This is a genomic window from Curtobacterium sp. BNK-1, from assembly GCF_048685235.1.
Lineage (GTDB): Bacteria > Pseudomonadota > Gammaproteobacteria > Enterobacterales > Enterobacteriaceae > Pantoea > Pantoea agglomerans.
The window spans coordinates 455,015-471,957 of the sequence record NZ_JBLQTJ010000001.1 but is presented as its reverse complement, the minus strand read 5'-3'; the positions used below and the strand labels follow the sequence as shown (position 1 = coordinate 471,957).

The following is a 16,943-nucleotide window of genomic DNA, read 5'->3' as shown; positions in this document are numbered from 1 at the left end:
TATTCTCAATTCAGCCGGAGCATTCCGGACTGCGAAATCTTAACAGAGTGAATAAAACCAAAAATATTAGCAGAACAATCGGGCAGGTCCGGCGCGAATGCCATGCACGCTGGCATGCCACTCTACCCATGAACGGGTAACGGCCGTGAAAAGAGGCGGCGTAGAGATCTGCTGCGGTGCAGTGTGCAGCGCAGAATGTGATGTCAGTAAACTATGCAGTGAGTCGATCAGCGCCAGCTTTTGTGCCGCCAGCGGTAATGTCTGTTGCTCCGCCTGCGCCTGGGGCGCCAGCGTGAAAGAGAGATGACGAATAACGGTACGGATGGCGTGCTGATGCCAGTAATCCACGCTGAAGCTCGGGCGTCGGGATGCTTCCTGCAGCCGGATCAGGTGATCAAAGCGTGTGGCATTGCCAAGAAAGAGACTGCTGGCCGGAGATTCAGACGACGCGTTGAGTTCGGAGCTTTGCGCACAGGCTGGCAGGCCAAAGCTGGCCGCTACCATCCCTAACAGGAGATGAGGCCAGAAGTAGCGTCTACCTAATTGTCGCCAGCGCAGAAGAATCCCGATCACAACCTTTCCATCGCGCATGCTCTGTTGCGCTCTTGTTTTCTGGTACCCGCCGCGAGCCGCAACGGATTTCGGCCTGTAAAAGCGCCACAGATAGTATCATTAATGTGGGGCATCCACACCTGGGATTAAAGTGATGGCGAGAGAAAACGCGTGTGATTGTTCAGCAAATCAGCAGAACAGACAACGCTTTGCGAGCGAGGTCGCAGTCATCAGGCGTGTGATAAGAGGCAATAAAAAACGGCTGGCGCCGCTGACCGGAGAGGGTGTCAGCATAACCAGCCGTTTCACGTTCCGGGGTATTAAGCCAGAACCAGATTCGGTGCTTTGAATGCCAGCGGCAGTTCAGCTTCGTCTTCGAAGGTTGCCCATTCCCAGGCTTCCTGCTTAGCCAGAACCGCTTGCAGCAGCTTGTTGTTCAGCGCGTGGCCCGATTTGAACGCAGTGAATGCGCCAATGATGTTGTGACCACACATAAACAAGTCGCCAATCGCGTCCAGCATTTTGTGACGGACAAACTCGTCCTCAAAACGCAGGCCTTCTTCATTCAGTACGCGGAAATCATCCAGACCTATCGCACAATCTAAGCTACCGCCCAGGCACAGGCCTTTAGACTGCAGATATTCGATTTCACGCATAAAGCCAAATGTACGCGCCCGGCTGATTTGACGAACAAAGGCGTCAGCAGAGAAGTTCATCGCATAACGCTGTGAGCTGGAATCAATAGCCGGGTGTTTGAAGTCGATGGTGAAATCAAGCGAGAAGCCGTTAAACGGTTTGATCTCGGCCCATTTGTCACCCTCTTCCACACGCACGGTCTGCTTAACACGCACAAATTTCTTCGCGCTGTTGAGCTGCTCGATGCCCGCATCCATCAGCAGATAGATAAACGGTGCTGCGCTGCCATCCATGATCGGGATTTCTGGCGCATCGACTTCAACAATAATGTTGTCGATACCCAGACCCGCCAGGGCGGCATTGAGGTGTTCAACCGTGGAAATACGCACGCCTTCATCATTCACCAGGCAGGTACTCAGCATGGTGTCGCGCACGTATTTTGCATCAGCCGGAAAATCTACCGGTGGATTCAAGTCGGTGCGACGATAGATGACCCCGGTATTAGCCGACGCAGGGCGTAATGTCAGGGTGACTTTTTTGCCGGTATGTAAACCGACACCAGTCGCCTGAACAATACGTTTTAATGTCCTTTGTTTGATCATCGTATTATCTCGCAATATCACCTGTCCGACCGCCAGTATACTTTACCAGCGGACAGAGACTTTAGCACAAAGAGCGGAGAATCCCAATTATAGGGTTAATCCTAATCGGCCTGCTTACGTAAAAAGGCCGGAATATCAAGATAATCGGGCTCTTTGTTCGACTGCGCAGCCTGGTCGTTAACGACTTTGGCAGCAGGTTTCTGCTCCTGCGGCAGCGGTGACATACCGTGCTGCTGATAGCGATGATCCATCACTGGCTGACTGGCTGGCTTGTTGGTTACCAGGGTGATTTCAGGACGCTTGTCCATGCCGATACCGGTTGCCACCACGGTGACGCGCAGTTCGTCATTCATTTCCGGATCTAGTGAAGTACCGATCACGACGGTCGCGTTGTCAGAGGCGAAGGCGCGGATAGTGTTACCCACGGTCTCGAACTCATCCAGACGCAGGTCGAAGCCCGCCGTAATGTTGACCAGCACGCCACGCGCACCAGAAAGGTCGATATCTTCCAGCAGTGGGCTGGAGATCGCCATTTCAGCCGCTTCTTCCGCACGATCTTCACCGCACGCGACGCCTGAACCCATCATTGCGTAGCCCATTTCGGACATGACGGTACGCACGTCAGCAAAGTCGACGTTCATCAGGCCAGGACGGGTGATCAGCTCAGCGATACCCTGAACGGCACCTTTCAGCACGTCATTAGCTGCACCAAACGCATCCAGCAGAGAGATACCACGGCCCAGCACTTTCAGCAGCTTGTCGTTTGGAATGGTGATCAGTGAATCGACATGCTTAGAGAGTTCGGCGATCCCCTGCTCGGCAAACGCCATGCGCTTTTTGCCTTCGAAGTTGAACGGCTTGGTGACAACCGCCACCGTCAGGATACCCAGCTCCTTAGCCACTTCAGCCACGACAGGCGCTGCACCGGTACCGGTACCGCCGCCCATACCTGCTGCGATGAAGACCATGTCTGCCCCTTCCAGCGCAGAACGCAGTGCTTCGCGATCTTCTTCTGCAGAGTTACGGCCCACTTCCGGGTTCGCACCCGCACCCAGACCTTTGGTAATGTTATTACCGATCTGAATGGTCTGGCCGACAGCTGTTTTACGCAGCGCTTGCGCGTCGGTATTCACAGCAAAGAATTCCACACCTTCGATACGCTCGCGTACCATGTGCTCTACGGCGTTACCGCCGCCGCCACCGACGCCGATGACTTTAATCACCGCGTCGTTGGTTAATTCCATAGGTTCAAACATGATTTCTCTCCGTTATGTGCCTGTCGCCTGGAGATCACTAAAGAAAACAGCATGATCCCCTTTCACAAAAATTAAAACTCTTTTTTTAACCAACTGTTAATACGCTTGAACCAGTTACCTACTGAGACCCGTTTTTCGGTCTCTGCATCACCGTTCATGTGCGACTCTTTGCCGTAATGCAACAGTCCCACGGCAGTGGAGTAGTACGATTCCTGCGCATAGTCAGTCAGGCCGGTAATATTCAGCGGCTGTCCGATACGCACCTGCGTATGGAATACGCGTTGCGCACAGGCCGCCAGTCCTTCGATTTGCGCTGCACCACCGGTCAGGACAATGCCTGCGGCTAAGTGATGCTTCACGCCCTGCTGACGCAGTTGTTCCTGTAACTGCAGAATCTCGTCATTGACCAGATTCAAAAGTTCGGTGTAACGCGGCTCAATCACTTCAGCCAGCGTCTGACGTTGCAGGCTACGTGGTGGACGTCCGCCCACACTCGGCACCTCAACGTTCTCATCTTTGCCGACAATCGAGCCCAGCGCGCAACCATGGCGCACTTTGATCGCCTCAGCATCCGTTGGTGGTGTGCCAAACGCATAGGCGATGTCGCTGGTAACGACGTTGCCTGCATACGGAATAACCTTAGTGTGCCGTAAAGCGCCGCCGGTATATACGGCTATGTCCATTGTACCGCCACCAATATCGACAACACACACGCCCAGCTCACGTTCGTCTTCAGTCAGAACGGCAAAACTGGAGGCGAGACCGGCAAAAATCAGCTGATCCACTTTCAGCCCGCAACGCTCAACGGCTTTAACGATGTTCTTCGCCATATCGTTGTGGCAGGTGATCAGATGCACTTTCGCCTGCATACGCACGCCGGAAAGCCCGACCGGATTTTTAATCCCTTCCTGATAGTCGATGGCGTATTCCTGAGGAATGACGTGCAGGATGCGATGCTCGTCACGTACTCTCACCGATTTGGCGGTATGTACGACGTTCTCTACATCATCCTGAGTCACTTCCTCTTCGGAAATCGGAACCATCCCGATTTCGTTCTGACAACTAATATGTTTGCCCGATAAAGCAAGGTAGACGGAGGAGATCTGGCAATCTGCCATCAGCTCAGCCTGATCGATGGCGCGCTGAACGCATTTCACCACCGACTCAAGGTCGTTTACGCCACCTTTATCCATACCGCGGGAAGGGCAGCTGCCCACCCCAATAATGTTGACCATACCATCGGGCAGAACTTCCCCAACCAGGGCGGCAACCTTCGCAGTGCCGATTTCGAGTCCAACTACCAGTTTTCTGTCCGTTGCCTTGATCATTGTTGTTTAGCCTGTGCCTGGTTCTGTTGCTGATTACTGTCCTGTGGCTCCATCACGATCGGTGTCCAGCCAACAGAAGCGCCAGAGTCGTATCGTAAATCCACGTAGCTGATACGTTTGCTCTCGTTCTGACCTTGCTGTTGCAGCACCGGGTAGAGCTCAATAAAGCGATTCAGTCGTTTCATGGTGTCGCTGCGGCCCAGTTCGATACGAACATCGTCGCTGGTGACCAGCTGCCATGAACGCCGCGCCGTCATCGACGCCACCTTTAGAGTAAACTTCCGGGCTTTCAGCACATCATCCATGCTGTGATAGCCCGCCAGGACCTCTTTCTCACTCCCTTCCGGCCCGTACAACATCGGCATTGTCTCTTTGCCGACATGACTGGCGGGTACGCTGAAGGAGACACCCTCAGCATCCACCATGTGCAAATCGTTCCAGCGCGCCACCGGTGTGTACTCCACAAGGTGGATCTTCAGTTCGTCCGGCCACTGCTTACGTACGCTGACCTGCTTAATCCAGGGCAGCCGCTCAATCTGCTGCTGCAGGATGTCCACATCCTGAGACATAAACGTACCAGGCGGACCCAGCGACAAAATCGCCTGACGAATATCATCGTGTGTGGTGTAGTGCGTCTGTCCTGTCACCACCAGTTTTGACAATGGCAGCCGGGACGCATCGTTCATCCACTTCAGTACCACCAGCCCGCCGGCCACCATAATCCCGATGACGATCAGCAGAAAAATAATGCCGAACAGTCGGGCACCGTTACTGCGCCCGGTGCGAATACGCTCCTGCGGTTCACGGTTTCGAACTCTCATCGCCGCCTGTGACATATCAGTCGGCCAGCTCCAGAATATGGGCAACCAGCTGCGGGAAGCTCATGCCCGCCTGTTTCGCTGCCATTGGCACCAGACTGTGGCTGGTCATGCCCGGTGAGGTATTGGCTTCCAGTAACTGAAAGCGCCCTTCCCCGTCGGTCATCACATCAACCCGTCCCCAGCCGCGACATCCCAGCGCACGCCAGGCCGCCAGTACCAGCTGTTGTAATTCCGCTTCACGTTCAGCGCTTAAATCGGCCGGACAGACGTACTGAGTATCGTCAGAAATGTATTTAGCTTCATAGTCATAGAACTCGCTGGCGCTCTTTATTTCAATCGAGGGCAGAATACGATCGCCCACAATCGCGACGGTGTACTCCGCGCCGCTGAGAAACGCTTCGACCAGCACGTCATTGTCGTGCTTAAACGCCATGTCCAGTGCCGCCGGCAGCGCGCTCAGATCGTTAACCCGACTGATGCCCACGCTGGAGCCTTCGCAGGCTGGCTTGACGAACAACGGCAGGCCAAGTGCCGCAATTGCCGCGTTGTTTTCTGCGTCCAGACCGGCATCAAACTGCTGACGCGTCAGCCAGACAAACTTTCCTGACGGTAAACCACGTCCCTGCCACAGCAGCTTGGTGCGCAGCTTATCCATAGTCACGGCCGATGCCATCACGCCGCTGCCGGTGTACGGCAGTTGCAGGAACTCCAGCACCGCCTGCAGCGTGCCATCTTCTCCTCCCCGGCCATGGAGTGCGATAAAGGCTTTGGTAAAGCCCTGCTCTTTCAGCGTCAGCACAGAGACATCACGGGTATCAATGCCATGCGCATCAATGCCCATTTCCCGTAATCCGGCGAGGACGGCCTGACCTGAGTTCAGCGAAACCTCGCGCTCTGCCGAGGTGCCACCCATTAATACTGCAACTTTATCCGCCATGACGATCCTCCGCTTTGCGTTCCGGCTGGAGCTTAGTGTCAGCCAGCTTGCGGGCAACCTTGCCGACGTTACCGGCTCCCTGCACCAGAATCAGGTCATTGCCTGACAGCAGCGGTGCCAGCATCTCTGGCAGCGCGTCATGTTCCGGCACCAGAATCGGATCCACCTTGCCGCGATTACGAATCGCACGGCACAGCGACCGGCTGTCAGCACCCGGAATAGCGGTTTCACCGGCAGAGTAAACATCCAGCATCAGCAACACATCCACATGCGACAGTACGTTGGCGAAATCATCAAACAGATCGCGGGTTCGGCTGTAACGGTGCGGCTGAAACACCATCACCAGTTTTTTATCCGGCCAGCCTGCGCGCGCGGCTTTAATTGTCGCGTCCACTTCGGTGGGATGATGACCGTAATCATCAACCAGCATCGCGGTGCCCGGCTGTCCATTGACCGGCTCTGTCGGGAATTCACCCAGCAGATCAAAGCGACGGCCCGTGCCCTGGAAACTCTCCAGCGCAGCCAGGATAGCATTGTCTTCAATGCCCTCTTCACTGGCGACGGCGACGGCGGCTGCCGCATTCAGGGCGTTGTGGCGACCCGGCGCGTTCAGCGTAATCTGCAGCGGTGCTTTATCCTGACGGATCAAGGTGAAATGCCCCTGCGCGCCACTCTGTTCATAATTTTCAATGCGCAGGTCAGCATCATCACTGAAACCGTACGTGGTGATATGGCGTCCCACGCGTGGGATCAGGTCACGAATAACCGCATCATCCACACACATCACCGCACGACCGTAAAACGGCAGGTTGTGCAGGAAGTTAATAAACGTCTGCTTCAGGTTCTCAAAATCGCCCTGATAAGTGTCCATATGATCAGCTTCGATGTTGGTCACAATCGCCACCATCGGCTGCAGATGCAGGAACGACGCATCACTCTCATCCGCTTCAGCAATCAGATACCGGCTGTGACCCAGACGGGCATGGGTGCCTGCTGCTTTGACCAGTCCACCGTTAACAAAAGTCGGATCGAGACCCGCTTCCGCATAAATACTCGACACCATCGCCGTGGTGGTTGTTTTGCCATGGGTACCCGCAACGGCGATGCCGTGACGAAAACGCATCAGCTCAGCCAGCATCTCCGCGCGACGGATCACCGGGATACGCTGTTCACGTGCCGCCACCAGTTCGGGGTTATCCTGCGAAACGGCGCTGGAAACCACCACAACGCTGGCATCGGTCACGTTTTCGGGGCGATGGTTAAAATAAATGGTGGCACCCAGCGCAATCAGGTTCTGCGTCACCGGGTTAGGGGCCAGATCTGAACCGCTGATATGGTAGCCTTCATTTGCTAACACTTCGGCAATACCGCCCATGCCAGCACCGCCGATGCCGACAAAGTGGATGTGCCGGACGCGACGCATCTCGGGCACGATAGAACGCAGTTTTGCCAATTGTTGTGTATTCATCGCTCTCAGTTACCTGCTATTTCAGTTTGTACCCAGTCCGGGTACAGGTCAGACACGCTGACCGGAATGATTACTTTGCGGCGCGAGCCACTTCCTGAGCGACCCGTTCAGTCGCATCGGGGATCGCCACCTGACGGGCCTGCTCAGCCATCGTCAGCAGTGTTGCGCGATCCCAGTGGCGTAGCTGATCCGCTACAGCCTCCGCAGTAAATTGCGGCTGCTCAAAAATTCTGGCGGCGCCCGCTTTCTCCAGCGGCAGCGCGTTCCAGTACTGCTGGCGATCTTTGTGCTGAAATGGCACGAAAATCGCCGGTAAGCCAGCGGCAGCGACTTCGCTCACGGTTAACGCGCCGGAGCGGCACACCACCACATCAGCCCAGGCGTAGGCGGCAGCCATGTCATCAATAAACTCGGTCACCTTGTGCTGCGTCTGCCCGACCTGCTGATAAGCTTTCTCTGTTTCGGGCAACGACCCTTTACCGGTCTGATGCCACAGGGTGATCTCATCACCCACCAGCGCGGCAACCTGCGGCAGCGTCTGGTTCAGTATCCGCGCACCCTGACTGCCACCGATCACCAGCACCCGTATCGGGCCATGACGATTCGCGAGACGTTGCGCGGGTAAAGGCAGTGCCAGTACATCAGTGCGAACCGGATTTCCCACCACATCGGCGGCGGGAAACGCGCCCGGAAACGCCTGCAATACTTTCTTAGCGATTTTCGCCAGCCATTTATTGGTCAGCCCGGCAATACCGTTCTGCTCATGCAGCACCACCGGAATACCGCAACTCCAGGCCGCTAAGCCGCCAGGACCGGAAACGTAGCCACCCATGCCCAGCACCACATCCGGCTGCCAGGCCTTCATGATGCGACGGGCCTGACGCCATGCATTAAAGATGCGCAGCGGTGCCAGCAGCAACGCCTTCATGCCTTTACCACGTAATCCGCTGATGCGGATGAAGTCGATGTCGATGCCGTGCTTTGGCACCAGATCGGCTTCCATACGGTCGGCAGTGCCTAACCAGCGGACCTGCCAGCCCTGTTCCATCAGATGATGGGCGACAGCCAGACCGGGAAAGACATGTCCGCCGGTTCCGCCTGCCATCACCATCAATCGCTTACCGCTCATCGACCACCTCGGGTAAACGCCTGCGCTTTCGCCAGGCGCGTTTCATAATCTATGCGTAATAAAAAGACGATGGCAGTCGACATAATGATCAGACTTGACCCACCGTAACTGATCAGCGGTAAGGTCAGACCTTTGGTCGGTAACATACCGGCTGCCGCACCGACGTTAACCAGCGCCTGGAAGCTGAACCAGACTCCGATTGAACAGGCTAAAAAGCCGGAAAAACGCTGATCCAGTTCCAGAGCACGACGGCCAATCGACATCGCACGAAAAGCGACGAAGAATACCATTAAAAGTGCCATTACCACACCGACGTAGCCGAGTTCTTCCCCGATGATGGCGAAAATAAAGTCGGTATGCGCTTCGGGCAGATATTCCAGCTTTTGCACGGAGTTACCGAGCCCCTGGCCCCAGAATTCCCCGCGACCAAATGCCATCAGTGACTGGGTCAGCTGGTAGCCGCTACCAAAGGGATCTTCCCACGGGTTCCAGAACGAGGTCACACGGCGCATACGGTAGGGTTCTGCAATGATCAGCAGGATCACCGCAAAGATGCCGGAACCGATGATTGCCAGGAACTGCCACAGTTTGGCGCCCGCCAGGAACAGCATCGCCAGGGTCGTCACAAACAGCACAACCACCGTACCGAGATCCGGCTGCGCCAGCAGTAACACGGCCAGCACCACCATCACGCCCATCGGCTTACAGAAGCCCCAGAAGTTGTTACGCACCTCTTCCACTTTGCGCACCAGATAACTGGCGAGATAGCAGAACAGAGAGAGCTTCGACAGCTCTGCAGGCTGAATACGCAGCGGACCCAGCGCGATCCAGCGCGATGCACCGTTAACCGAGCTACCGACCACCAGAACAATCAGCAGCATCGCGACCGTGACCATCAGCATCACGTTGCTGTAGCGCTGCCAGAAATCCATCGGCACCCGCAGCGTGACCAGCGCCATACATACAGCCAGCACGATGTAGAAGGCATCGCGCTTGGCGAAATAAAAGAGATCGTCATTCAGACGCTGACCCACCGGCATTGAAGCCGACGTCACCATCACGAAACCAATCACCGCCAGGCCCAGCGTCAGCCATAGCAGTGTGCGGTCATAGAGCACCAGCGAAGAGTCATCACTTTCGCGTGCGCCCATGACCCAGTCTTTCAGGCGTCCTGAGAAATATCCCGCCAGTCCGGCGCCAGGAATACGCATCAGCTCAGCTCCTTCGCCAGTTGCGCGAACTGCTCACCGCGCTGCTCAAAGTTTCGGAACTGGTCAAGGCTGGCACAGGCTGGCGACAGCAGAACCATATCGCCTGCTTTAACCTGCGGCGCAATCTGCTCCATCGCCTGGCGCATGGTCTCAGTGCGCACGGCGATTTCAGGACGCAGCGCCGCCAGCGCATCGCCATCGCGACCAAAGCAGTAAAGGCGCACATTGTCGCCCTGCAGCCAGGGGATCAGCGGCGTAAAATCGGCCGACTTGCCATCACCGCCCATCAGCAGCCACAGCGTTCCCTTCACCTGCAGGCCATTCAGCGCTGCTTCGGTGCTGCCGACGTTGGTGGCTTTGGAGTCATTGATCCAGCGCACGCCCTGATGCTCATGAACCAGCTGGAAGCGATGCGCCAGACCGTTAAAGTGCGTTAAGGCGGCCAGACTGGAGGCGCGTGGCAGACCCACCGCATCGGCCAGCGCCAGCGCAGCCAGCGCATTGGTGTAGTTGTGCTGTCCCACCATCTTCATTTCGGCCGTGTTCAGGACCTTCTCGCCTTTCACCCGCAACCAGATACTGCCCTGCTGCTTGTTAAGGTGGTAGTCCCCGAAATCGACACCAAAGCTGACGCAGCGGGTGTCCGCGCCGCGTACCGGCATCGTCAGGGCATCATCGGCATTAACGATGCAGACCTGTGCATTTTCATAGACCCGCAGCTTAGCGGCGCGATACTGCTGCATACCCAGCGGATAGCGATCCATATGATCTTCGCTGACGTTAAGTATGGTTGCCGCCGCGGCTTTCAGACTGTGCGTGGTCTCCAGCTGAAAACTGGAGAGTTCCAGTACATAGAGTTGCGCCGGTGACTGCAGCAGACTCAGCGCGGGCAGACCAATATTGCCGCCGACGCCCACCTGCCAGCCTGCGGCTTTCGCCATTTCACCCACCAGCGTAGTCACCGTGCTTTTACCGTTGGAGCCGGTGATCGCCACGATCGGCGCCTGCGCCTCGCGGCAAAAGAGCTCAATGTCACCGACAATTTCAATGCCGGCTTCGACGGCTTCGCTGAGAATCGGATGCGCCAGCGCGACACCAGGGCTGGCAACAATCAGATCGGCCGCCAGCAGCCAGTCGCCGTTGATGCCGCCCAGATGGCGTTCAACCTGCCCGGGCAATTTATCCAGCCCCGGCGGCGAGACACGGGTGTCCATCACGCGAGGCGTTACGCCCTGCGCTAAAAAGAAATCAACACAGGAGAGCCCGGTGAGGCCCAGCCCGATGATGACGACTTTTCTACCCCGATAGTCAGCCATGATTAACGCACCTTCAGCGTGGCCAGGCCAATCAGCACCAGCATTAGCGAAATAATCCAGAAGCGCACAATGACGCGCGGTTCCGGCCAGCCCTTAAGTTCATAGTGGTGATGGATCGGCGCCATGCGGAAAATACGCTGGCCGCGCAACTTAAACGATCCCACCTGCAGGATCACCGACAGCGTTTCAACCACAAACACGCCACCCATGATCACCAGTAAAAATTCCTGACGCAGCAACACCGCAATGGTGCCCAGCGCGCCGCCCAGTGCCAGCGAACCCACGTCGCCCATAAAGACCTGAGCCGGATAGGTGTTGAACCACAGGAAGCCCAGCCCTGCCCCGACAATGGCGGTACAGACAATCACCAGCTCACCGGCGTGACGCAGATAGGGAATATGCAGATATTCAGCAAACTTCACGTTACCGGTGGCCCAGGCAACCAGCGCAAAGCCCGCGGCGACAAAGACGGTTGGCATAATCGCCAGCCCATCCAGGCCATCGGTCAGATTGACCGCATTACCCGTTCCGACAATCACAAAGTAAGCCAGCAGCACATAAAACAGACCTAGCTGCGGCATGATGTCTTTGAAAAAGGGCACGACCAGTTGGGTCGCGGGGGTATCTTTACCCGCCGCATAGAGCCCGAACGCGACGCCCAGCGAAATCACCGACATCCAGAAATATTTCCAGCGGGCGATCAGGCCTTTGGTGTCTTTGCGTACCACTTTGCGGTAGTCATCGACAAAGCCGATGATGCCAAAGCCGATTAACACGAACAGCACGCACCAGACATAAGGATTCGACGGATATGCCCACATCAGCACCGAAATGGTGATGGAGGTCAGAATCATGATGCCGCCCATGGTCGGCGTGCCGCGCTTACTGAAATGCGATTCCGGGCCATCGTTACGGACGACCTGGCCAATCTGTAATTTCTGCAGCCAGGCGATCAGGCGCGGCCCCATCCAGAGAGAGATGAATAACGCGGTCAGCAGGCTGACAATGGCGCGAAACGTCAGATAGGAAAAGACGTTAAATCCCGAATAAAAAGCGACCAGATGCTCGGCCAGCCAAACTAACATGTTCCTTTCTCCTTTAAGCTCTGTACTACCTGCTCCATGGCGGCACTACGTGAACCTTTTATCAGGACGGTAATTTCTGAGTGTTCGGACAACAATTGACGCAAACGTTCAGTCAGCGCAGTCTTATCGCTGAAATGTTCGCCAACTTCATTGCTTTCACTGATGAAATGGCTGAATTTTCCGGTGCTCAGCACGCGATCAATGCCTGCATCACGTGCCGCTTGCCCCACTTCGCGGTGACAACTTTCGGTCTCTTCACCCAGTTCCGCCATATCACCCGTGACCAGCACCCGGTAACCTGGCATCTCTGACAGGACCTGAACAGCTGCTGTCATCGAACCGACGTTAGCGTTGTAGCTGTCATCCAGCAGCAGCTGATGCGCAGAGAGGCGAACCGGGAACAAGCGACCTGGCACCGACTGCAGGTTTTTCAGCCCCTGCTGAACGGCGCTAAGCGGTGCATCCACTGACAGAGCCAGTGCCGCCGCCGCCAGGGCGTTGGCGATGTTATGCCGACCCGGCAATGGCAGCACGATCTCAGCTTCGCCACGCGGCGTTATCATCACAAAATGAGTACCATCCTGAGCAATGCGGATATCACGGGCGGAGAATTCACACTCTGCCGTCTGCGGTGAGAAACGCCACACGGTTTTATCCTGCAGCGTGCTCTGCCAGTTGGGCCAGTCATTGCTCTCTGCGTTCAGAATCGCAATGCCGTGAGCCGGTAAGCCCTGGAAGATCTCGCCCTTGGCTTTAGCGACACCGGCCAGCGAACCAAAACCTTCCAGATGCGCCGCGGCCAGGTTATTCACCAGCGCGCTTTCCGGTTGAACCAAATCGGTGGTGTAAGCGATTTCGCCCTGATGATTCGCACCGAGTTCGATGACCGCATACTGATGTTCTGCGGTCAGCCGCAGCAGCGTCATCGGTACGCCATAATCGTTGTTAAGATTGCCTGCGGTGTAGAGCGTTTCGCCACACTCACGCAGAATCGCCGCCGTCATCTCTTTAACCGAGGTTTTGCCGGAGGAGCCGGTCAGCGCCACTACACGGGCGTTCGACTGCTGACGAACCCATGCGCCCAGCCTGCCAAAGGCGAGACGGGTATCTTCAACCACCACCTGTGGCACAGCGACAGGTAAATGCTTACTTACCAGCAGCGCCTGTGCGCCATTCGCAATGGCATCGCCGGCAAAGTCGTGCGCATCAAAGCGTTCGCCCACCAGCGCAACAAACAGGCTGCCCGCCGTGACTTTGCGGGTATCGGTGGTCACGTCACTCAGCGTTAAATCGCTGCCATGCAGCGTGCCGCCGGTGATCTCCGCCAGGGTTTTTAATGAAACCGGAATCATGCAACGCCTCCCAGCAGTGCCGCAACGGTGGCACGATCGGAGTAGTCGAGACGGCGATTGCCGATGATCTGATAATCTTCATGGCCTTTGCCAGCCACCAGCACGATATCGTCGGGCTGCGCCTGCATAATAGTGTTAGTGACCGCCTGCGCACGACCAGAGACCACGCGGGCGCGGCCTGGGTCCAGCAAACCGGTCAGAATATCTTTTACAATCGCCTGCGGATCTTCGCTGCGCGGATTGTCATCCGTAATCACCACCACATCCGCATATTGCTCAGCAATCGCGCCCATTAACGGGCGTTTGCCTTTGTCACGGTCACCGCCGCAGCCAAACAGGCACCAGAGTTTTCCTTTGCAGTGCAGACGTGCCGCTTCCAGCGCTTTTTCCAGCGCATCCGGGGTGTGGGCATAATCCACGACAACCGTCGGTTTTCCTGCGGCGCTGAACACTTCCATACGCCCGTTGACCGGCTGCAACTGCGGTGCAACGCTGATTAGCGTCGCCAGCGGATAATCCAGTGACAGCAGCGTCGCCAGCGCCAGCATCAGATTGCTGACGTTGAAGGCACCCATCAGCGGACTGTCGATTTCGCCGTTGCCCCAGCGGGAGCTGAAACGAATATGTGCGCCGTTATCGTGGTAATCCACCGCATCGGCTTTAAGCCAGCGCCCGTGGCAGCCCGGCTGGAGGTTATCCTCCATGGTGACCGCAACGGCATCAGGTAAGCGCGCCAGCCAGCGACGGCCGACTTCGTCATCCGCGTTAAGAATCGCCTGCCCGACCTGATGCTCAGAAAAGAGCAGCCATTTAGCTGACTCATAGCTCTGCATATCACCGTGGTAATCGAGGTGATCGCGACTGAGATTGGTGAAGACCGCCGCGGCAAACGGCAGCGCAGCGACGCGATGCTGAACCAGTCCGTGTGACGAGATTTCCATTGCGGTCAGGGTCGCCCCTTTTTCAGCCAGATCGTGCAGCAGATGCTGAACATCAACCGCTGAACCCGTGGTATTTTCTGCCGCCGCTAAATGACCTACCAGCCCATTACCGACGGTGCCCATCACCGCGCTGGTCTCACCCAGTAGCGTCGCCCACTGCGCCAGCAGCTGGGTGGTGGTGGTTTTACCGTTGGTGCCGGTGACGCCAATCAGCTTCTGTTTTTCGCCCGGCTGCTGATAAAAACGGCCTGCCAGGGCCGAAAGGCGCTGATGCAGCTGCGCCAGATAGATAACCGGTACGCCGTGCATTTCACGGATTTCGCCGTCGACCGCTTCACCCTCAGCTTCCGCCACCACAGCGGCAACGCCCTGCGCAATTGCCTGCGGAATGAAACGGCGTCCATCAACCTGATGGCCTGCAACAGCGACAAACAGATCGCCAGAAGCCGCAATGCGGCTATCCAGGGTCATGTCACGCAGTGGGCGCGCCGGCGCGCCTGGCACCCAGGGGCCGAGTAAATCGCGCAGGTTACGATCTGTCACTTGATTCCTCACTTCTGTTAGTCACCAGCTCATTCTTGTCATTGGTCGGTAACGCGTCCGGCTCGATGTTCATGGTACGCAGTACGCCACCCATGATGGCTCCAAATACCGGAGCGGAGACCGCACCGCCGTAATACTTGCCGGCCTGGGGATCGTTGATCACCACCACCAGCGCGAATCGGGGATGACTGGCAGGCGCGACGCCTGCGGTGTAGGCAATGTATTTATTGACGTAGCGTCCGTCCGGCCCGACCTTTTTCGCCGTACCGGTTTTTATCGCAATGCGATAACCCTTGATTGCCGCTTTGACGCCCCCGCCACCGGGCAGCGCCACGCTTTCCATCATGTGCATCACGGTTTTCACCAGTGACTCATCGAAAACGCGTTGTCCCGCGACGGGCGGATCCACTTTGGTGATCGACAGCGGGCGATTAATGCCATAGCTGCCAATCGTTGCGTAGACTCGCGCTAACTGTAACGGCGTTACCATTAGCCCGTAGCCGAAAGAGAAGGTGGCCCTCTCTATGTCAGACCACCGTTGTTTTTTAGGGTATAAGCCACTGCTTTCCCCGACCAGCCCCAAATTGGTCGGTTTGCCCAGTCCAAAGCGCGCGTAAGTTTCTACCAGCGCTGAGGAAGGCATCGCTAACGCCAGACGTGAAACACCGACGTTACTCGACTTCTGTAAAACCCCTGTCAGGGTCAATTCGTTGTAGCGCGCCACATCTTTGATCTCATGACCATTGACGCGGTACGGCACGGTATTCAGGACGCTGTTCTCTCTCACCACACCACGCTGCAGCGCCGTCATCACCACCATCGGCTTCACGGTAGAGCCAGGTTCGAAAATGTCGGTGATGGCGCGGTTACGCATCAGATCTTTTGGCGTATTGCCGAGATTGTTCGGGTTGTAAGCCGGGCTGTTGGCCATCGCCAGCACTTCACCGGTATTGACATCCACCAGCACCGCCGTACCCGATTCCGCTTTGTTAAAGGCAACGGCGTTATTCAGTTCACGGTAAACCAGCGCCTGTAACCGCTCATCAATGCTCAGCGTCAGGTTATGAGCGGCCCGGCTGTCCACCGAAGAGATATCCTCGATGACCCGACCATACCGATCTTTGCGCACCGTCCGCTCGCCGGGTGCACCGGTCAGCCACTTATCAAAGCTCTTCTCGATGCCTTCAATGCCCTGCCCGTCGATGTTGGTAAAGCCAATGAGATGGGAGGTGACCTGCCCGGCAGGATAGTAACGGCGCGACTCTTCGCGCAGATGAATACCGGGAAGTTTGAGTTTTTTAACGTAGTCGCCGATAGCCGGATTGACCTGGCGCGCCAGATAGACAAAGCGGCCTTTGGGATTGGCATTCACGCGGGCGGCCAGCTGATCAAGGGGAATAGAGAGCGCATCGGAAAGCGCCTTCCAGCGGCTGTCCAGCGTCACGCCGCCACCGGCGTGCAGCTCTTTGGGATCGGCCCAGATAGCGTTGACCGGCACGCTGACTGCCAGCGGGCGTCCGGCGCGATCGCTGATCATGCCGCGTGAGGTGGGCACCGCCTGAACACGCAGCGAGCGCAGATCGCCCTCTTTTACCAGCTTGCCAGGATTGATCACCTGCAGCCAGGCCACACGTGACAGCAATCCACCCAGCGCCAGTAAAATACAGCCGCACAGCAACGCAAAACGCCAGCTTACAAAGCTGGCTTTATCTTCCGGTTTCTTCAATTTCAGCGTTCTGCCTGTGCCGCTCATTCGCTATCTGAGG

14 protein-coding genes are annotated in these 16,943 nt (G+C 56.6%); all 14 read right to left on the bottom strand.

What is annotated here, in order from left to right:
* Positions 1-66 precede the first annotated feature (66 nt).
* A complete protein-coding gene (gene secM, locus ACMGGP_RS02070) occupies positions 67-573 on the bottom strand; it encodes a secA translation cis-regulator SecM (protein WP_323054595.1) in 507 nt (168 codons plus the stop codon).
* A gap of 299 nt (positions 574-872) precedes the next feature.
* Positions 873-1,790: a UDP-3-O-acyl-N-acetylglucosamine deacetylase gene (gene lpxC, locus ACMGGP_RS02065; RefSeq protein WP_010253894.1), complete on the bottom strand. Its 918-nt coding sequence runs from the start codon at positions 1,788-1,790 to the stop codon at positions 873-875.
* Between the two features lie 101 nt (positions 1,791-1,891).
* The gene (ftsZ, locus tag ACMGGP_RS02060) at positions 1,892-3,046 is read right to left on the bottom strand and encodes a cell division protein FtsZ (RefSeq protein ID WP_010253892.1); all 1,155 of its coding nucleotides are present in this window, start codon (positions 3,044-3,046) and stop codon (positions 1,892-1,894) included.
* A gap of 71 nt (positions 3,047-3,117) precedes the next feature.
* Positions 3,118-4,374: a cell division protein FtsA gene (gene ftsA / locus ACMGGP_RS02055; RefSeq protein ID WP_010253890.1), complete on the bottom strand. Its 1,257-nt coding sequence runs from the start codon at positions 4,372-4,374 to the stop codon at positions 3,118-3,120.
* Entirely contained in the window at positions 4,371-5,195 is an 825-nt protein-coding gene (ftsQ, locus tag ACMGGP_RS02050; protein WP_498798097.1) for a cell division protein FtsQ, read from the bottom strand. Before ftsQ ends, ftsA begins: the two co-directional genes overlap by 4 nt.
* Before the next feature lie 16 nt (positions 5,196-5,211).
* On the bottom strand, positions 5,212-6,132 hold the full coding sequence (locus tag ACMGGP_RS02045; RefSeq protein WP_010253885.1) for a D-alanine--D-alanine ligase: 921 nt from the start codon (positions 6,130-6,132) through the stop codon (positions 5,212-5,214).
* The gene (gene murC / locus ACMGGP_RS02040) at positions 6,122-7,600 is read right to left on the bottom strand and encodes a UDP-N-acetylmuramate--L-alanine ligase (protein WP_010253883.1); all 1,479 of its coding nucleotides are present in this window, start codon (positions 7,598-7,600) and stop codon (positions 6,122-6,124) included. The genes ACMGGP_RS02045 and murC overlap by 11 nt, the downstream gene beginning before the upstream one ends.
* Before the next feature lie 70 nt (positions 7,601-7,670).
* On the bottom strand, positions 7,671-8,729 hold the full coding sequence (murG, locus tag ACMGGP_RS02035) for an undecaprenyldiphospho-muramoylpentapeptide beta-N-acetylglucosaminyltransferase (protein ID WP_010671824.1): 1,059 nt from the start codon (positions 8,727-8,729) through the stop codon (positions 7,671-7,673).
* Positions 8,726-9,940 (bottom strand): cell division protein FtsW, encoded by a 1,215-nt coding sequence (gene ftsW, locus ACMGGP_RS02030; RefSeq protein WP_010253879.1) that lies wholly within the window; start codon positions 9,938-9,940, stop codon positions 8,726-8,728. The genes murG and ftsW overlap by 4 nt, the downstream gene beginning before the upstream one ends.
* A complete protein-coding gene (murD, locus tag ACMGGP_RS02025; RefSeq protein WP_010253876.1) occupies positions 9,940-11,256 on the bottom strand; it encodes a UDP-N-acetylmuramoyl-L-alanine--D-glutamate ligase in 1,317 nt (438 codons plus the stop codon). The genes ftsW and murD overlap by 1 nt, the downstream gene beginning before the upstream one ends.
* 2 nt (positions 11,257-11,258) lie before the next feature.
* Positions 11,259-12,341, bottom strand: coding sequence for a phospho-N-acetylmuramoyl-pentapeptide-transferase (mraY, locus tag ACMGGP_RS02020; protein WP_003854755.1), 1,083 nt, complete (start codon positions 12,339-12,341; stop codon positions 11,259-11,261).
* Complete coding sequence (gene murF, locus ACMGGP_RS02015) at positions 12,335-13,693, bottom strand: UDP-N-acetylmuramoyl-tripeptide--D-alanyl-D-alanine ligase (RefSeq protein WP_498798096.1); 1,359 nt, start codon at positions 13,691-13,693, stop codon at positions 12,335-12,337. Before murF ends, mraY begins: the two co-directional genes overlap by 7 nt.
* On the bottom strand, positions 13,690-15,177 hold the full coding sequence (murE, locus tag ACMGGP_RS02010) for a UDP-N-acetylmuramoyl-L-alanyl-D-glutamate--2,6-diaminopimelate ligase (RefSeq protein ID WP_346554809.1): 1,488 nt from the start codon (positions 15,175-15,177) through the stop codon (positions 13,690-13,692). The genes murF and murE overlap by 4 nt, the downstream gene beginning before the upstream one ends.
* Positions 15,164-16,930, bottom strand: a complete 1,767-nt coding sequence (locus tag ACMGGP_RS02005; protein WP_010671821.1) for a peptidoglycan glycosyltransferase FtsI — start codon at positions 16,928-16,930, stop codon at positions 15,164-15,166. Before ACMGGP_RS02005 ends, murE begins: the two co-directional genes overlap by 14 nt.
* Positions 16,931-16,943 lie beyond the last annotated feature (13 nt).

Bases quoted from the DNA above. Each gene is read 5' to 3' on its own strand.
- lpxC (WP_010253894.1), bottom strand. From the start codon at position 1,790: ATGATCAAACAAAGGACATTAAAACGTATTGTTCAGGCGACTGGTGTC.
- ftsZ (WP_010253892.1), bottom strand. From the start codon at position 3,046: ATGTTTGAACCTATGGAATTAACCAACGACGCGGTGATTAAAGTCATC.
- ftsA (WP_010253890.1), bottom strand. From the start codon at position 4,374: ATGATCAAGGCAACGGACAGAAAACTGGTAGTTGGACTCGAAATCGGC.
- ftsQ (WP_498798097.1), bottom strand. From the start codon at position 5,195: ATGAGAGTTCGAAACCGTGAACCGCAGGAGCGTATTCGCACCGGGCGC.
- ACMGGP_RS02045 (WP_010253885.1), bottom strand. From the start codon at position 6,132: ATGGCGGATAAAGTTGCAGTATTAATGGGTGGCACCTCGGCAGAGCGC.
- murC (WP_010253883.1), bottom strand. From the start codon at position 7,600: ATGAATACACAACAATTGGCAAAACTGCGTTCTATCGTGCCCGAGATG.
- murG (WP_010671824.1), bottom strand. From the start codon at position 8,729: ATGAGCGGTAAGCGATTGATGGTGATGGCAGGCGGAACCGGCGGACAT.
- ftsW (WP_010253879.1), bottom strand. From the start codon at position 9,940: ATGCGTATTCCTGGCGCCGGACTGGCGGGATATTTCTCAGGACGCCTG.
- murD (WP_010253876.1), bottom strand. From the start codon at position 11,256: ATGGCTGACTATCGGGGTAGAAAAGTCGTCATCATCGGGCTGGGCCTC.
- mraY (WP_003854755.1), bottom strand. From the start codon at position 12,341: ATGTTAGTTTGGCTGGCCGAGCATCTGGTCGCTTTTTATTCGGGATTT.
- murF (WP_498798096.1), bottom strand. From the start codon at position 13,693: ATGATTCCGGTTTCATTAAAAACCCTGGCGGAGATCACCGGCGGCACG.
- ACMGGP_RS02005 (WP_010671821.1), bottom strand. From the start codon at position 16,930: ATGAGCGGCACAGGCAGAACGCTGAAATTGAAGAAACCGGAAGATAAA.